This window comes from Phycisphaerae bacterium, from assembly GCA_035384605.1.
Classification (GTDB): Bacteria; Planctomycetota; Phycisphaerae; order UBA1845; family PWPN01; genus JAUCQB01.
On record DAOOIV010000127.1, the window covers coordinates 1 to 14,242 of the forward strand.

Here is a 14,242-nt window from a genome sequence, read left to right on the forward strand (position 1 = left end):
TTTTTTACGAACAAAGCGAGAAAACCTCGCCGGAGTATGCTTGATCAGGGACTAGCCGTTTGCTGGGCCGCCGCCGGCAGATAGAGGCCGGCGAGCAAGGCGACCCCAACAATGACACCTGTTCTTGAAATCGACTTCATGTGACACTCACCCGTCGGAATCAGCGCTCGGCGTTTGTTTGACGTGGGCGGTGGATCGCCCCCTATCAGACCCCGCGCCAGGCCCTGGGCAAGTCGGTCATTATACGGCGTTCCCGGCAGCCAAGCGAACCACTGAGACCGTCGTGCGTTGCGGCGAGGCTCTCTCAAGAGCGGTTGGGCAATCCCCGGCCGTGCAATCGATGCGGTACCGAAAATGATGAATCTGGCCGGTTCCATCCGATTCAATCGGGTGATAGAATGCTAAAAGGTACGCCCGGCCCGAAAGGCGCCGGTCACATGGCGCTGTCGATCAACACGTCGGGCAAAAGGTGAAGGGGATGACCCGGCCCTAATGTGAGAGGTAGGTACCAGCATGCATACTGGATCCGTCAGTCATGGAATCTCTTGTGTTCGGCGTTGGTCCGGCGGTTTTACTCTCATTGAAGTGCTTGTCGTGGTGGCCATCATGGCTCTGCTCATTTCGATTCTCTTGCCCTCGCTGTCGGAGGCGCGCGAACAAGCGAAACGCGCCGCCTGTTTGTCAAACCTGAAAGGCCTCGGCACGGCGGTCACGGCGTACATCCTCAACGAGAAAGAGCGTTTTTGCTGGATGCCCAAGACCTGGCTCTTCGGCGGCAGAAAGGGCAACGGCGAGGTCACGTGGGGAGGCTGGGACGTACCTGCTGAGCGTCGCCCATTAAACAGATACGTCTACCAAGGAAAGATGCGTAACAGCATGTCTCTGGAGGCTTACCGCTGTCCGTCGGACTTCGGTGTTCGTCTGAACAACGAGCCGGACAGCCAAGCCACCAAGAGCCCCGGCTATGACGTGCTCGGAACCAGCTACCAATCCAACCACAACTGGGCATCGTATGCGGACAGCTCCCCGGACATGGGTCCGGGGGGTGAAGGCTATGCGGGAACGGCCCTCGATCAGAGAATCGATTATCTCGAGGACAACATCGTCCGGATGATGCTGAGGAAGGCCCCGACGCGCTTCATCGTGCTGTACGAGGACCCGGCCGACTGGGCGCTCAATACGGCGGACAAGTTCATTCCGAACTACAAGGTGACCTCCTGGCACAAAAAGCCGAACTACCACTGCATGGGCTTTCTCGACGGGCACGCCCAGTATCTCTATGTTGATTTCAAGAAGAACAGTCGCTTGCGTCATATCAGCGGTACGGTCGACTGGTTGGCCCGGCAGGACTATCGGGAGCAATGAACGCACATGACAGCTTTCTTCGCATCTCAAGAGGAACCCGGACGTACAAAGACCGTCGTGAAAGTAGTCGCGGCGTGCGTGATGCTGGCGGCGGCGGCGTTCTTCGCCCTGCGAGCATCATCCGAAGATGACCAACTCGACACGCCGGAGTCGGCCGTCACTTACATTTGCTGGCACGACAACCACACCTTCAAGTTGACGCCCGCCCAATGGGACAAACTGCTTAAACAGGGCGACGTTCAACCGGTTGGCAAGGGGGGAGCGGCAGCCGCAACCTCGAGTCGAGAACAGCGGGGCGGCGGAGGCGGACCGATCCGAGCGGTCAAGTGCCCGAAATGCGGGAAGTTCAGTTGCGTGCCTGCCCTCGACTGTCCCGACGGCACCCAGGTGCCCACCATCACGGTGAATGGACAAGTGGGAGAATGCCCGAACACCCCCGGCGGCGGGTAGGATGTCCGGTTCTTTGGTCCTCATGGTCGCAGACGCCCGCACGCTTCTTCGCGTGTTCGAGGACAATTCGAGCATGAGGGCCGGCATGTACGTCCCGCGGCCGACGAGGTGAAGGGTGCCTCATCGCACAGGGGCGGGAGACAGCCATTTGCAGCGTACCGTCTCCGGTCTGCGCCCACGGATTCATCAAGGAGCCTCACCCACGAGATGGCGCGACCACAAACGGCCTTTGTCGCTCGAGCTTCGGATTGAACCGCACCCCGAATCCGGGTTTGTCGGGTACTTCGAGATATCCGTCGACCGGAACGGGCTCATCGACGAACAACGGCGAAAACATCGGGACGATCCGGTCGGCCTTCGGGGACATCATCAGGAACTCGGCAAACGGCGTGGCGTCGCTGGTGATCGCGAAGTGATAGCTGTAGACCGACGAGCCGTGCGGAACCACAAGACGATTGCGGGCCGCGGCCATCGCCTTGATCTTGAGCAGTTCGGTCAACCCGCCGCACCAGGTCACGTCCGGCTGAATCATGTCCACACCGGTGGCCAGCAGGTTGTCGAAGCCCCACCGGGTGTATTCATGCTCGCCTGAGGTGATCCAGATGGGGTGGCTGCGGCGCTCAACGAGGGTCCGATACCCGGCGTAATCATCCGGCGGCAGGCATTCCTCGATCCACCGAAACCGGTACGGTTCCAGGGCCTCGATCAGCCGTAGCGTGTACTCCGGCGTCAGGGCCATCCAGCAGTCGTACGCCAGCGGGAAATCCGGCCCGCACGCCTCGCGCCAGCGGGCTGCGAGTTTCACATTCTCGGCCAGCCCCTCTTCACCGTGGGCCGGCCCATATGGCAGCGGAATCTTGGCGGCCGCAAAGCCCATCTGTTTGGCCAGATCCGGCCGCGGCGTGGTTGCGTACATCGGCTGGCGATCTCGCACCTTCCCGCCGATCATTGCCCAGACCGGCTCACCGCGCAGCCGCCCACGCAGGTCCCACACCGCACAGTCCACCGCCGAAATCGCGTTGATCGTCAGCCCCTTGCGCCCGTAGAACAGTGATGCGTTGTACATTTGGTCGAACATGATTTCGGTGTCGTCGGCCGTCTTGCCGACCACGAATCGCTTGAAATGATGCTCGATCAGGTAAGCCGCGGGCACCCCGCCGGTCGTCACCGCGAAGCCCGCCGTGCCATCCTCTGCCTCGACCTCCACCATCGTCGTGCCCAGCACGCCGATCCCGAACGACTCGCGAGTCTTCTGGTACTCGGGATACTTGCTCATCGGCGTGGCGATCACCGTGCTGGTGATCCAGTGCCCGCTCGACTGGGCATGATAATCCGCCCCCTGGTCCGCCCCGCCCACCACATATGCCCGCACGTCAACGATCTTCTTCATTACAGTCCCTCGACGGCATTGCCCGAACAGGTTAGGCCCTGCAAAAGGGCCACGCAAGCACACCCGCGCTGGCTTGATGCAGGCCTTCGAGTGATGACAGGCAACTGAGCCGTGACTATCATTCCTCTTCGGCGATCGGAGGGTGGACCGTCATGCCCCAGAAAGCAGCCGCGAGAGACTCGCATACAAAGCGTTGTTCGCGTGATTCTGGCCCTCGGCCCTCGCCCCTCGTGGCCATCTCTCGCCCTCTGCTGCGCTGGTACGATGCAAACCGCCGCGACCTGCCCTGGCGACGACGTTTCGATGACCCGTACGCCCAGCTCCTGGCCGAGTTCATGCTCCAGCAGACCCAGGTCAGCACCGTTCTCAACTACTATGAGCGTTTCATCAAGCGCTTCCCCACTGTCCGGTCCTTGGCCGCCGCCGAGCTTGACGACGTGCTCGCGCTGTGGTCGGGCCTAGGCTACTATAGCCGTGCCCGCAATCTGCACGCCGCCGCCCGCAAAATCGTCGAGCAATATGGCGGCACCGTGCCGCGGACGGTGGATGAGCTCATGCGCCTGCCCGGCATCGGCCGCTACACCGCCGGGGCCATCGCGTCGATCGCCTACGACGTTCGCGCCCCCGTGCTGGACGGCAACGTGATCCGCGTTCTCATGCGTTTGTCGGCCATGAGGGCCGATCCGAAATCACCCACTGCAAGAAAGAGGCTTTGGGATCGCGCCGAAAGCCTGCTGCCGCGCAAGCGTTGCGGTGATTTCAATCAGGCGATGATGGAACTCGGGGCCACGCTGTGCCTGCCGCGCGCGCCGAACTGCGACGTATGTCCTCTGAAGCGATGTTGCCTGGCCCGTCTGCGGTGCCTGACCGATCAGATTCCACCGACCGCGAGGCGAGCTCGCGTGGTGCCGGCCCGCATGGTAGTCGCGGCGATCCGCAGGACGGGTGTTCGAACGTCCGTGCAAGAGTGGCTCTTCGTTCAACGTCCGCCGTCCGGCCTCTGGGCCGGTCTGTGGGAACTGCCCAGTGAGCCGGTCGCTGATGGAGAATCGCTCGTCGCCGCGTGCAAAAGGTTGCTGGCCGGTTTGCCGATTTCATGCCGATTGAGCCGAGCCCCCAAAGCCACTGTGACCCGCCGACTCACCCACCGTCGCATCACCTTCGAGATCTTTAGTGGCACGGCCGGCGATGGGCAGAGCCCGCCCCGGCCATGGCGATGGATCTCGCCAGGTCCGAACCGCCGACTGGGTACCAGCCGGGCCTGTGAAGTGATTATGGAACTGCTGGGAGCCCGCCGAACGCTCGCCAAGCCGGCAAAGGCGTCGGACAAGTAACAACAGCATTATTACAGTGAAAATGCGTAATTGCCTTCGCTTTCGCGGCGCCGAGCGCTTTGCCCCGAAACTTCAAACTCATTGCGGAATTTGAAAAAAAGGACTTGAACGAATGAGCCATGTGGGGGTATGGTAAAGATGGTGACCGTTCATGTCGTACGGCGCCGTGGATGTTCAAGGCAGTCAACTCATGAGTCATTTCAGGAAAGGGATTGAACATGCATACCATGCGTCTTTTCGGCCGCGGAGCACTGATTGGGATGGTGGTCCTGGCCTGCGTCCTGCCCGCGCAGGGCCAGTGGTCGCGAGATTTCGGTCCGGGCACGTTCATTCTGGGGGACGGCACGCTGATCGACCCCAGCGGCACCACGGGCATGGTTCTCTACGATCCGGTCTACAACGCCGTGGGTGTTCACGAAGTCTGGAATTCAGTCGTCAACGAGTCTCTCCGAATGGGTTTCAACGGACTGCACGATGATAATGACTCCGGTCTGATGATCGATGTCGATGTGATTGCAGGATCGCCGCGCGTCGTCAGAGGCAACATCTCCGCGAAAGTGCTGATTCGTTATTCCACCAACCCGCTCCTGGCCCAGACTCCGACCAACTCGGAATTGAACGCCGGCTGGCTGCTGCGCGTGGATCTGGTGAACCTGAACGGCTACATCTGCGTCATGGACGACCGTGGCTATCTTCAGCTTCAGAAACTGGTAGCCGGCGAGGTCCAGAACGCATGCCCTTCGGGTGGATACAAGACTGTCGCCGGCTTCGACGTGACCAAGGATTGGTGGGTGCGATTCGAATTAGTGGACAACCTTGATAACACCACCACCCTCCGAGCCCACGCCTGGCAGGACGGGACTCCGGAACCCAATGACTGCATGGATTGGACGGTGAACGGGGTGCTATGCGTGGACGAGGCCCCGTTGCCTGACGGGGCTGCGGCCCTGCTGATCAATGAGGATGATAATCTCGGGGGGCAGGTCAACTACATCGATCTCGACAACGCTTCCATCAGCACTGAGATCACCTGCATCGAGATATGCGACAACGAGCTCGACGACGACGGGGATAGCCTGATCGACTGCGCCGATCCGGACTGTGACATTATCCCGCCCTGCGCCTGCCCGGACCCGTTCGCCGACGCCGACAGGGACGGTGACGTCGACCAGGCCGACTTCGCTCTTTTCCAAGTCTGCTTCACGGGGGAAGGCGACCCGAATGAGATGTTCGACCGGGCAGCATGCGATTGCTTTGATCGCGAGGACACGGATGGCAACGGCCAGTTTCGGCCCTCCATTGACGGCGATGACGATATCGACTGGGCGGACCTGGAAGCATTCGAGGCCTGCGCATCGGGAGCGGGGATACCGGCGGCCGCCGCCTGCGACGACGCGCCCCGAGCCGAATAGTCGGTCTCATCTGCAGGCTCCCCGGTGGCGAGGGTCGCGCGGCCGTGGGTCCGCGCTTCGAGACAGGCCGCCGATGGGTTCATGGACTTGCGGCGGGAGCCTGGCGTAGGAGGACCTGGAGCCCTTGCGGACAAGCCGGCGGCACGGGAACCCGGAGCGATTCACGCATCAATGCGGCAACGACGTCATCCATCAGGACGATAACAGCATGTTCGAACAGGGCGTCAGCGGCTCGGGCATTCCGGCCGACCCGCGGGTTGCTGAAACATTGCTTCCGTTGCCGATTCCGTCTCTTGCGCCTTGGGGATGGGGTACCCTGTCCTACGGAGCGGGCTCGTCGGTTCCACGGGTGGTCTTCACGTGAATCACGCCCTGCTCGTCGAACCACAGTGGGTCGATGGCCAGGAAACGTTTCCATCCAGGTTTTTCGCTGTTTTGCTGGTGATAGACCATCCACAGACGGCCGTCCGGGCCGGCGATGACGCAATGATGGCCCGGGCCGAAGACGCCGTTGCCGCGTTTGGCGATCGGGTTGCCCGCGTACTTGGTGAACGGCCCGGTGGGCGACTTGGCGGTGGCGTATCCGACGCCGTAGTCCGGACCATCGGCGCCGCTGCCGGAGTACATCAGGTAGTACGTGCCCTTGTGCTTGAGCATCCAGGGGCCTTCGGCGATGGGTGCGCGGTGACGTTCCCACTCATCGGTCGGCCGGATGAGCGTGACGGGTTCGCCCTTCTTGCTCAGCGTGTCCGCCATGGGCTGAACGACGATGTTGCTGCCGCCGGGGCTCATGGCCGAGTAGTACAGGTACATCGATCCGTCATCATCCTGAAACAGATGGGCGTCGATGGCATCGTTGACCAGGTTGCCCTTGTCGGTGAAGGGTCCGAGCGGGTCGTCGGCCACGGCCACTCCGATCAGCTTGCCCCCGCCGGGTTTGTTCACGCTGTAGTAGAGATAGAACTTGCCGTCGCCTTTAATGTGATGGAAGACATCAGGAGCCCACGCGCCTCCGCGCGGGTCGGTGTAGCACTTGCCCTTCTGTTCCCAGTGCACCAGGTCGTCGGATGCGAACACATCGTAACCCTTGCCGTCGAGCGTCGGGTAGAGGTAGTACTTGCCGCGGTAGCGGATGACCGCGGGATCGGCGGGTCCGATGCGGTCGATGATCGGGTTTCGGTATGTTCGTGCCGGCCGAGCGGGGGCTGACGATTGAGCCCCTTGGGGCATTGACGTTGGGGCCTGGCCCAAGCGGCCTTCAGCCGCGATTGTCGTCATGAGAACCATGCATAGTTGTATCATTGTTTGCTCCCGGTTGCAGGAAGGATCGGCGGTCAAAACAGGGTCCGAGCCCGGTCTTTTGGGACCGGGCGATGCCGACTTGGGAATTTCCCCGATGGGCACGTTTTTTTCAAGCCGCACAGCCCGGTTCTGCAAACCCGATGGTCCGGCGGGGTCGGTTCATGTATAGTGCAATGTGGATGGACGAGCGTGCAGTGCGGGATGTGAGTCGGGGAGACCGGGGTGAATTCGCAGGTGTCAGTAGCAAGCATGTCCTTTCGCTCCAGGTTCCTGTTGAGCCTGGTTTCGATTGCCATCGGAACGGCCGTCTGGCTGCCTCTGCTGCATCTTGTCTTCCGGCCCGGTCGTGACCAGTTCCGCAGCGAAACGACCGTTGCGCCGTTGGCCCGCCAATTGGCTCGGCGGCACTTGGATCTCTGGACACTGCCGGGGGACGGCAAGGCCGATATTGACAAGATGCGGGTCAACAACCCGGAATGGGATTTCATGGGCCGGACGTTCCTGGTTTTGTCACTGGCCAACATGTGTCTCCACGAGCCGCAGCAGCAGGATGAGTACCTCCAGGTGATGGACAGGATCATTGAGGACACGGATCGTCTCGCCCAGGCGAAAGGGATCAGCTACTTCCTGCTCGACTACGCCAACCAGTCGCAGTTTCTGCAGCAGCCGGTGCGCAGCATATTTGTCGACGGTGAGCTGGCGATGATGATGGGGGCCCGGCGACTGGTGGCCGAGCACGAGCCATTTCGAGAACGCATGCGGGAACTCGTGCACATCACCGCCGACCGTATGGCCGTCGGGCCGGTTCTCTCGTGCGAGAGTTATCCGAACGAGTGCTGGACGTTCTGCAACACCGTCGCCCTGGCGGCGATCAGGATGCACGAGGTGCTCGACGGCGAAGATCATGGGCAGCTTCGGCGGGATTGGATCGCGAGGGCGAAGGAGAAGCTGGTGCACCAACAAACGGGTCTGCTTTGTTCATCCTACACGTACGAGGGGCAGGCGGTGGACGGGCCGGAAGGCTCGACGATCTGGATGGCCGCTCATTGGCTGAAGATCGTGGATGAGGCATTCGCGGAGGACCAGTATCGTCGGGCCAAGCGGGAGATTGCGCATCAATGCCTGGGTTTCGGGTGGGCCGGCGAGTGGCCCAAGTCCTGGGTCGGGCCGATGGACATTGATTCGGGGCCGGTGATTCCGATTATCGACTTGAGCGCGGGCTCGAGCGGGCAGGCATTTGTCGCCGCGGCATCGTTCGGGGACATCGAGTACTACGGGGCGCTGACGACGACGCTGATGTTCGCGGGGTTCCCGTTGTTTCACGACGGCCGGATGCAGTTCTGTGCCAGCAACCAGGTTGGTGACGCGGTACTGCTGTATTCCGCCGTCGCCGGGCCGCTTTGGCAGACCATCCGCGAGCGAGGACGAAGGGTGGAGGCACCATGATGGGCAGGTGGCGAACTCTGCACCGGCGGATCAGGGCCATGAAATGGTTCTCACCCGGTTCATTTGTGTTGTGTGCCGCCACCTTTGTGGTTGTCTATCTGGTCCTGCACCTGCTCGGATGGCGTGAGAGCACAAGCATCTTCTGCGGAACCCTGCCCGAGGGCCGCAATGCCCAGGTTCTCCAATCCTTCCAGGCCGTGATGTACGTGCTGTTCTACATGGCCACGGCGGTCGTCGCACCGATCCTGCTGATTGCGGCCGCTGTATTCCAGGTGATGGCGATGCTGTGGATAAGAAGGGCCGGCGAGTTCTCGATGAAGATGCAGGGACCGGTTTCGAAAGACGGAGGCTCCGCGGCATGAGGCTGTACCGGCGATCATCGAACCGCAATCCGATTCTGCGGGATGCCGGCGCAGGGGGTCGACTGCGGCGGTTCATCTGATCCGTGATCATCAGAAGAAGACGGTAGAGGGGTCAGCACGCGTATCGCTTCTGAATATGACGTGTTTGAGCCGCAGAGGACCACCGTCAGGATCGGTCGAAACAGGCACCGTGTTTGCCCGGGAGCGCATGGTCAAGACAACGCCAAGCGAGGGCGGCAGTCAGTGCGGGGGGGGTCGCCTTCCTTTGTACCTCTACTGCGGCAGGACGGTGTCCAGGGTGATCTGCCGGCCGGTGCCGGCCAGGAGACTTACCGCCCGTGCGGTTCCGACGGCGAGGCGAGCGATCTGCCTGATTTCAGGAAGTATCACATCCTGCTCGGGCAGGGGGAAAGTGGCGAGAACGAGGGCCAGATAGCTCAGGCAGGTCATGGTCAGCAGGAAACCCAGCAGGCCTCCGCCCAGCCGATTGATGAACGGCGGCAAGGCGAGCTCAGGCTCATCGAGGCAGCCTTGGGCCAGTTTGCGCTGCAGCGCGTACATGAGCACGGCGACGGTGAGCAGGCACGGACCGTAGAGAAAGCGGTTGTCCGTCGGAATGGACTGTCGCAAGGGGCCGGAAAAGCCGATCCCGGCCGCGACAGCCAGGACGACCATGACATAGCGGCTCAGCATGGCGTAGAGACCTATGTTCATGCTCCAGCAAGCGATGACGGTCGACAGTATGATCACGACAAGAAGAATCATCGAAACACCGTTACGCGAACAACCTCGGCCACGCTGGTCGTGCCGTTCAGCACCTTGGCGATGCCGTGCTGCCTGATCGTGGTCATGCCGGCGGTTCGTGCGACGCCGAAAAGGGCGTTCATCGTGGGCCGGGTAGCCAGTTGCTCTCCGAGGGCCGGCGACATTTCGAGCATCTCGAAAATGCCCTCGCGGCCGCTGTAGCCGGTTCCGTCACACGCCGGGCAGCCGACGGGCTCGTAGATGTTGCCCAGCGGGATACGTCGCTGGTCGGCCTCCCGCTTGAGACGAGTGGAAATCGAGGTTCGGGCCCGACATTTGGTGCAAAGCCTGCGAACCAGGCGTTGAGACATCAGGCAATTCACGGATGCGGAGATGGTATGCGGCTCGATGCCCAGTTCAATCAGACGGATGAGCCCGGTCACGGCGTCATTCGAATGGAGAGTCGAGAACACGAGATGTCCGGTTTCGGAGGCCTGGAGTGCTATCCTGGCGGTCTCGGCGTCGCGGATCTCGCCGACCATGATAACGTCGGGGGATTGTCTCAAGACGTGGCGAAGCTGGCTGGCAAAGGTAATGTCGGCCTTGGGGTTGATGGCCGTCTGGCTGGCGATGGGAAGCGCGTATTCGATGGGATCCTCGATGGTGATGATGTTGCGGCCGGTGTTGCCGAGTTCGTTGATGGCGGCGTAAAGGGTGGTGCTTTTGCCGCTGCCGGTGGGGCCGCAGATGAGGAGCATGCTGTGTGCCCGGTGGATCTGGCCGCGGAGCCGATCCATCTGCGTCTGGGAGAGGCCGAGCTGGTCAAGGCGAAACAGGCCGACGGCAGCGTCGAGAACGCGGATGACGATTTTCTCGCCGTACACGGTTCCCGCGGTGGCGACGCGGAGCTTGATCTCGCGATCGTTGTAGTAAGCCAGCAGTGAGCCGTCCTGTGCGCGGCGGCGTTCGGCGATATTCATGTCCGCCAGAATCTTAAAGCAGTTCAGCGTAGCCAGGGCCGTTTCGCGCTCGATCCGCTGGGGCTCGCGAAGGAGGCCGTCGACGCGATAGCGGAGCTCATAACTCTGATCGGGCTTGGGGTCCATGAGGATGTCGGATGCGCGCAAGTCAACGGCCCAGTCGATGATCTGCCGAGCCAAGGTCAGGGCCATCGGCTCGCTGCCGCGTCCTGATCCGCGGGACAGGCCGGCTGCCGCCGTCCCGTCGGCGCGCGCCAGCACGGTAATGACATCGTCCTCATACCTGCGGCCGACCCAGCCGCGCCGGACAAATGCCTGAATGTTTGAGGCAAGTTCCTTCCAACCCTCAGAGGTATGCAGCCGATGGTTTTTGCCCCACCAACCGAGCCAGGCAAACGGGCCGGTCAAGATGATGAGCAGGTTCAGGTAAGGTGCGGAGCGGTTTTGCGAGGTCAGCCGCTTGCTGAGGCCGGCGACGCAGTGCAGCCAGAGGTACATCAGGCCGACCAGCACGGTGAGCCAGAGCGGACTTATGAGGAAGGGGGGGTACTTCATGCCTTGCTCGTTGTCGGGCCGGCGGGTAGCCGGCTCATTGTGATTCGCCGCTTTCCTGGGACTCCACGAATAACTTGACGCTGCCTACCTGCACTTCGTCGTTCAGTTGCAGCCGCGCGCGGGGCATTCTGACCCCGTTAACGCTCATTATGTGATTGCCGGTCATTTCCTCGACCCAGACGGCTCCCGCCTCCATCCATACGCGAAGGTGTTTGCGGCTGACGCGTGGGCAGCGAACGACGACGGTATTGATTCGGGAACGGCCAATGCCGATTGCGTTGCCGGCGAGCTTAACTACTTGATCGGGTTCGCCCGGCTCGACGATCCGCAGCACCAGCGGAGCAGCCGCAGGGACCTCTTGAGGCAGGGGGGGATGGTCCAACACGGTGTCCTCGAGGGGTTCGAGTGGCAAAGGCAAGAGCTCGTCGTCGTGCGAGGCCGGTTTCGGAGGTATTGGGAGGGTCTGATCATCCTCGCCGGCGGGGAGCCGTGGTCCCTTGGGGCCGAGTTCCTCGATCAGGATCTCGATGAACCGTTCATCGATTGCTTCGGGAGGCGTCGAGTAGGAGACCATCGCAGCACCACCATGCACAAGCGAATAGGTCGACGTCAGAACAGCTTACCACAAGTGACAGCGGTATGGGAAGGTCCGCCGCAGGTATCTTGTGGACGCAGCCCTTCGTCGGTAGACTCCGTCGGGAACGCCGGCGGGCCAAGTGAGCATCGCCGGACCGGCGGTCTTGGCGCGGCGATCTCATTGCGGAGTGGTCGGCCCATGAACTCAGGATCCATGTCGTCACGGTATGGTTTGGGAAGTAAAGATGGGGCCCCGAGGGCGCGGTGTGCCGGTCGGCTGTTTGTGAAGCGGGCTGGGCGAGCGTTCGGGATTGTTGTGCTCGGGGTTTGCCTGGCTTCGGTCGGTTGTTCGCGGCAGGCCAAGCGTCAATGGAAGTACCGCTCTCTGGAGACGGCCATGGAAGCGGCGTTGCCTGAGGACCTGTCCAGGAGCAACGCGGATGATCGCCGGGAGGCGGTGGCCCGGCTGGCCGAAAGCGGGGACTATGCCCGCCCGGAGGTCTTCCATGTACTCGACGCGGTCGCCCGCACGGATCCGGTCAGCCAGATTCGGTGCATCGCCATTCGCGGCTTGGCTCGCTACAAAGACGATCGGCCGGTCGGAACGATGCTCGCCGTTTTGCAGGCGGCGAAGCCCGGTGACAAGGCCGTTCCGGCTGACGATGACGTGCGGTGGGAGGCGTTGCATGCCCTTGCCGAACTGGATCAGCGAAAAGCGCTCGCGAGTGCCCAGCGTGAAATCGCCCGAGACCTGGCGATTCGGATGGCCGAGTTCGATTCGTCGCGCAGCGTGCGTATCACGGCGACGGAAATGCTCGGTTGCTTCAAGGACCGGGCCGTGCTGGCGCCGTTGATCCGCCTGCTGCGTGACCGGGACTTTGCCATCGCCGAGCGGGCCGAGTTGTCCTTGATCGCCTTGACGGGCACGACCCATGATTTTGACGCGGATGCGTGGGAGGCGTGGATCGCCCAAACGCCGGATCCCTTCGCCAAAGCCGGCCAGACTCCGCAGACGACGCGGCCGGCTCCGCCGAGCTGGTTTGAGAAGCAACAGCGAGCCATCCGCCGGGCGTTGCGGCTGGGTGGCTGGGACTGACGCGGCCGGTTCGGAATCATCGCGATCGGGTGTCACCTGGCGCTCAGTCGGTCGTGAACGAACCGTTGAACTGACCGCCGCTGCCGAGTGGGAGACTACGGTGGTCCCGGATGTGGGTTTTGATACCGGGTCTCAATCGCAGGTGATCGCGAACACCTCTGCGTCGTACAGGTTGAACCGGATTTTGACCGGCTTGCCCTTCAGATCGGCCGGTTTGCCGGACGTCCACTTCACGGGTAGGCGAGTCTCGTCGCGCATCTTGATCTTTGCGGTGAAGCCGGGAATCGGCCGGCCGCCGTTGTCGAGCACCTCGATGTCCATTTCCTTATAGACCCGGGCATTGATGGACAGCGTTTCGCCGTTCAGGATCACCGGTCCGATGGTCCATGTTCCCTTGCTCTTCCAACTCCGGGCGGAGACAACCCGGCCGACGGGCATGCGGGCGAGGCCGATGCCCGTGTAGTAGTGCTGTTTGCGCAGCGGATCGTCGTGGGTAAACGGGTAACCCGTGTAGTACAACCACCACAGGCCGTCTTTTTCGATGATGCCGGCGGCTTGGCGGGTCTGACCCCAATCCCACTCACCCTCGGCGCTTCGGGGCAGGATGAACCGGCCTCTGAAAGGCCGGTGCCACTTGATGGTATCGGTGCTGTAGGCCAGGCCGACCTCAATGTTGTCCTGCTTGCCGCTGTGCCACTCCATCGTGGTGGCCAAGTATAAGTCGCCGACCGGCAGGATCCCGATTCCGTAGAACTGCAGGTAGGGTTCCCAGGCCTCGTCCTCCTCGTCGACGTAGAAGGCCCACGTCGGGCTGTCGATGTTCCAGGTGATGCCGTCGGTGCTTTCGAAGCGGGCAAACTGGCGGATATTGCCCACGCCTTTGGTCGTCGAGTAGGGCCGTGGATTGCGGGTCATGACCTTGTGATAGCACACGTACTTGCCGAGCCGCTCGAACCAGTAAACGACCGAGACGTCGTCGATGACGCCTTCCACGAGCGGCCGGCCGGGGTCGTCGGGGAAGGTGGGCGTGACCTTGGCGTTGCCGGGGATACACGGCGTGGTGGAGGCGCGGCTCCAGTGAATGCCGTCGGGCGAGGTAAACCGGTAGATGCCGTTTTCCTTTTCCTCGCCGATGCCGTCGGGTGAACGGGTCATCTGCAGGGCCCACATGACGTAGTGCCAGCGTCGTTCTGAAAGTGCAGAGATTTCGCCGGTTTGAATATGTAGTCT

The 14,242-nt window shown here is 62.0% G+C and carries 13 protein-coding genes; 7 read left to right on the plus strand and 6 right to left on the minus strand.

Annotated features, from left to right (window positions below):
• The first annotated feature begins 513 nt into the window (after positions 1–513).
• Entirely contained in the window at positions 514–1,365 is an 852-nt protein-coding gene (locus PLL20_19055; GenBank protein HPD32096.1) for a prepilin-type N-terminal cleavage/methylation domain-containing protein, read from the plus strand.
• Positions 1,366–1,371: 6 nt separating this feature from the next.
• Positions 1,372–1,815, plus strand: coding sequence for a hypothetical protein (locus tag PLL20_19060; protein ID HPD32097.1), 444 nt, complete (start codon positions 1,372–1,374; stop codon positions 1,813–1,815).
• 196 nt (positions 1,816–2,011) lie between these two features.
• Here PLL20_19060 and rhmD read toward each other — a convergent pair whose 3' ends face one another.
• Entirely contained in the window at positions 2,012–3,205 is a 1,194-nt protein-coding gene (gene rhmD / locus PLL20_19065; protein ID HPD32098.1) for an L-rhamnonate dehydratase, read from the minus strand.
• Between the two features lie 230 nt (positions 3,206–3,435).
• Between rhmD and mutY the strand changes: the two genes are divergently transcribed.
• Both mutY and PLL20_19075 read left to right on the plus strand, forming a co-directional pair.
• Positions 3,436–4,539 carry an A/G-specific adenine glycosylase gene (gene mutY, locus PLL20_19070; protein ID HPD32099.1) on the plus strand — a complete coding sequence of 368 codons (1,104 nt, stop codon included), beginning with the start codon at positions 3,436–3,438 and terminating at the stop codon, positions 4,537–4,539.
• A gap of 218 nt (positions 4,540–4,757) precedes the next feature.
• A complete protein-coding gene (locus tag PLL20_19075) occupies positions 4,758–5,951 on the plus strand; it encodes a hypothetical protein (GenBank protein HPD32100.1) in 1,194 nt (397 codons plus the stop codon).
• A 321-nt stretch (positions 5,952–6,272) separates the two neighbouring features.
• Here PLL20_19075 and PLL20_19080 read toward each other — a convergent pair whose 3' ends face one another.
• The gene (locus PLL20_19080; protein HPD32101.1) at positions 6,273–7,253 is read right to left on the minus strand and encodes a glycoside hydrolase family 43 protein; all 981 of its coding nucleotides are present in this window, start codon (positions 7,251–7,253) and stop codon (positions 6,273–6,275) included.
• Positions 7,254–7,487: 234 nt separating this feature from the next.
• On the opposite strand from PLL20_19080, the gene PLL20_19085 reads away from it, so the two are divergent.
• Complete coding sequence (locus PLL20_19085; protein ID HPD32102.1) at positions 7,488–8,699, plus strand: hypothetical protein; 1,212 nt, start codon at positions 7,488–7,490, stop codon at positions 8,697–8,699.
• Positions 8,696–9,061, plus strand: a complete 366-nt coding sequence (locus tag PLL20_19090) for a hypothetical protein (GenBank protein ID HPD32103.1) — start codon at positions 8,696–8,698, stop codon at positions 9,059–9,061. Before PLL20_19085 ends, PLL20_19090 begins: the two co-directional genes overlap by 4 nt.
• A 273-nt stretch (positions 9,062–9,334) precedes the next feature.
• Here the strand turns inward: PLL20_19090 and PLL20_19095 are convergent, their stop codons facing one another.
• Genes PLL20_19095 through PLL20_19105 form a run of 3 tightly spaced genes read right to left on the minus strand, consistent with a single transcriptional unit; the run spans position 9,335 to position 11,914 of the window.
• Positions 9,335–9,826, minus strand: coding sequence for a hypothetical protein (locus PLL20_19095; GenBank protein HPD32104.1), 492 nt, complete (start codon positions 9,824–9,826; stop codon positions 9,335–9,337).
• Positions 9,823–11,340, minus strand: coding sequence for a GspE/PulE family protein (locus PLL20_19100; protein HPD32105.1), 1,518 nt, complete (start codon positions 11,338–11,340; stop codon positions 9,823–9,825). The genes PLL20_19095 and PLL20_19100 overlap by 4 nt, the downstream gene beginning before the upstream one ends.
• A 34-nt stretch (positions 11,341–11,374) precedes the next feature.
• The gene (locus PLL20_19105) at positions 11,375–11,914 is read right to left on the minus strand and encodes an FHA domain-containing protein (GenBank protein HPD32106.1); all 540 of its coding nucleotides are present in this window, start codon (positions 11,912–11,914) and stop codon (positions 11,375–11,377) included.
• Positions 11,915–12,313: 399 nt separating this feature from the next.
• Between PLL20_19105 and PLL20_19110 the strand changes: the two genes are divergently transcribed.
• A complete protein-coding gene (locus PLL20_19110) occupies positions 12,314–13,012 on the plus strand; it encodes a HEAT repeat domain-containing protein (protein ID HPD32107.1) in 699 nt (232 codons plus the stop codon).
• 132 nt (positions 13,013–13,144) lie between these two features.
• Here PLL20_19110 and PLL20_19115 read toward each other — a convergent pair.
• Positions 13,145–14,242 (minus strand): hypothetical protein (locus tag PLL20_19115; GenBank protein HPD32108.1); only part of this gene is annotated, 1,098 nt, incomplete at its 5' end.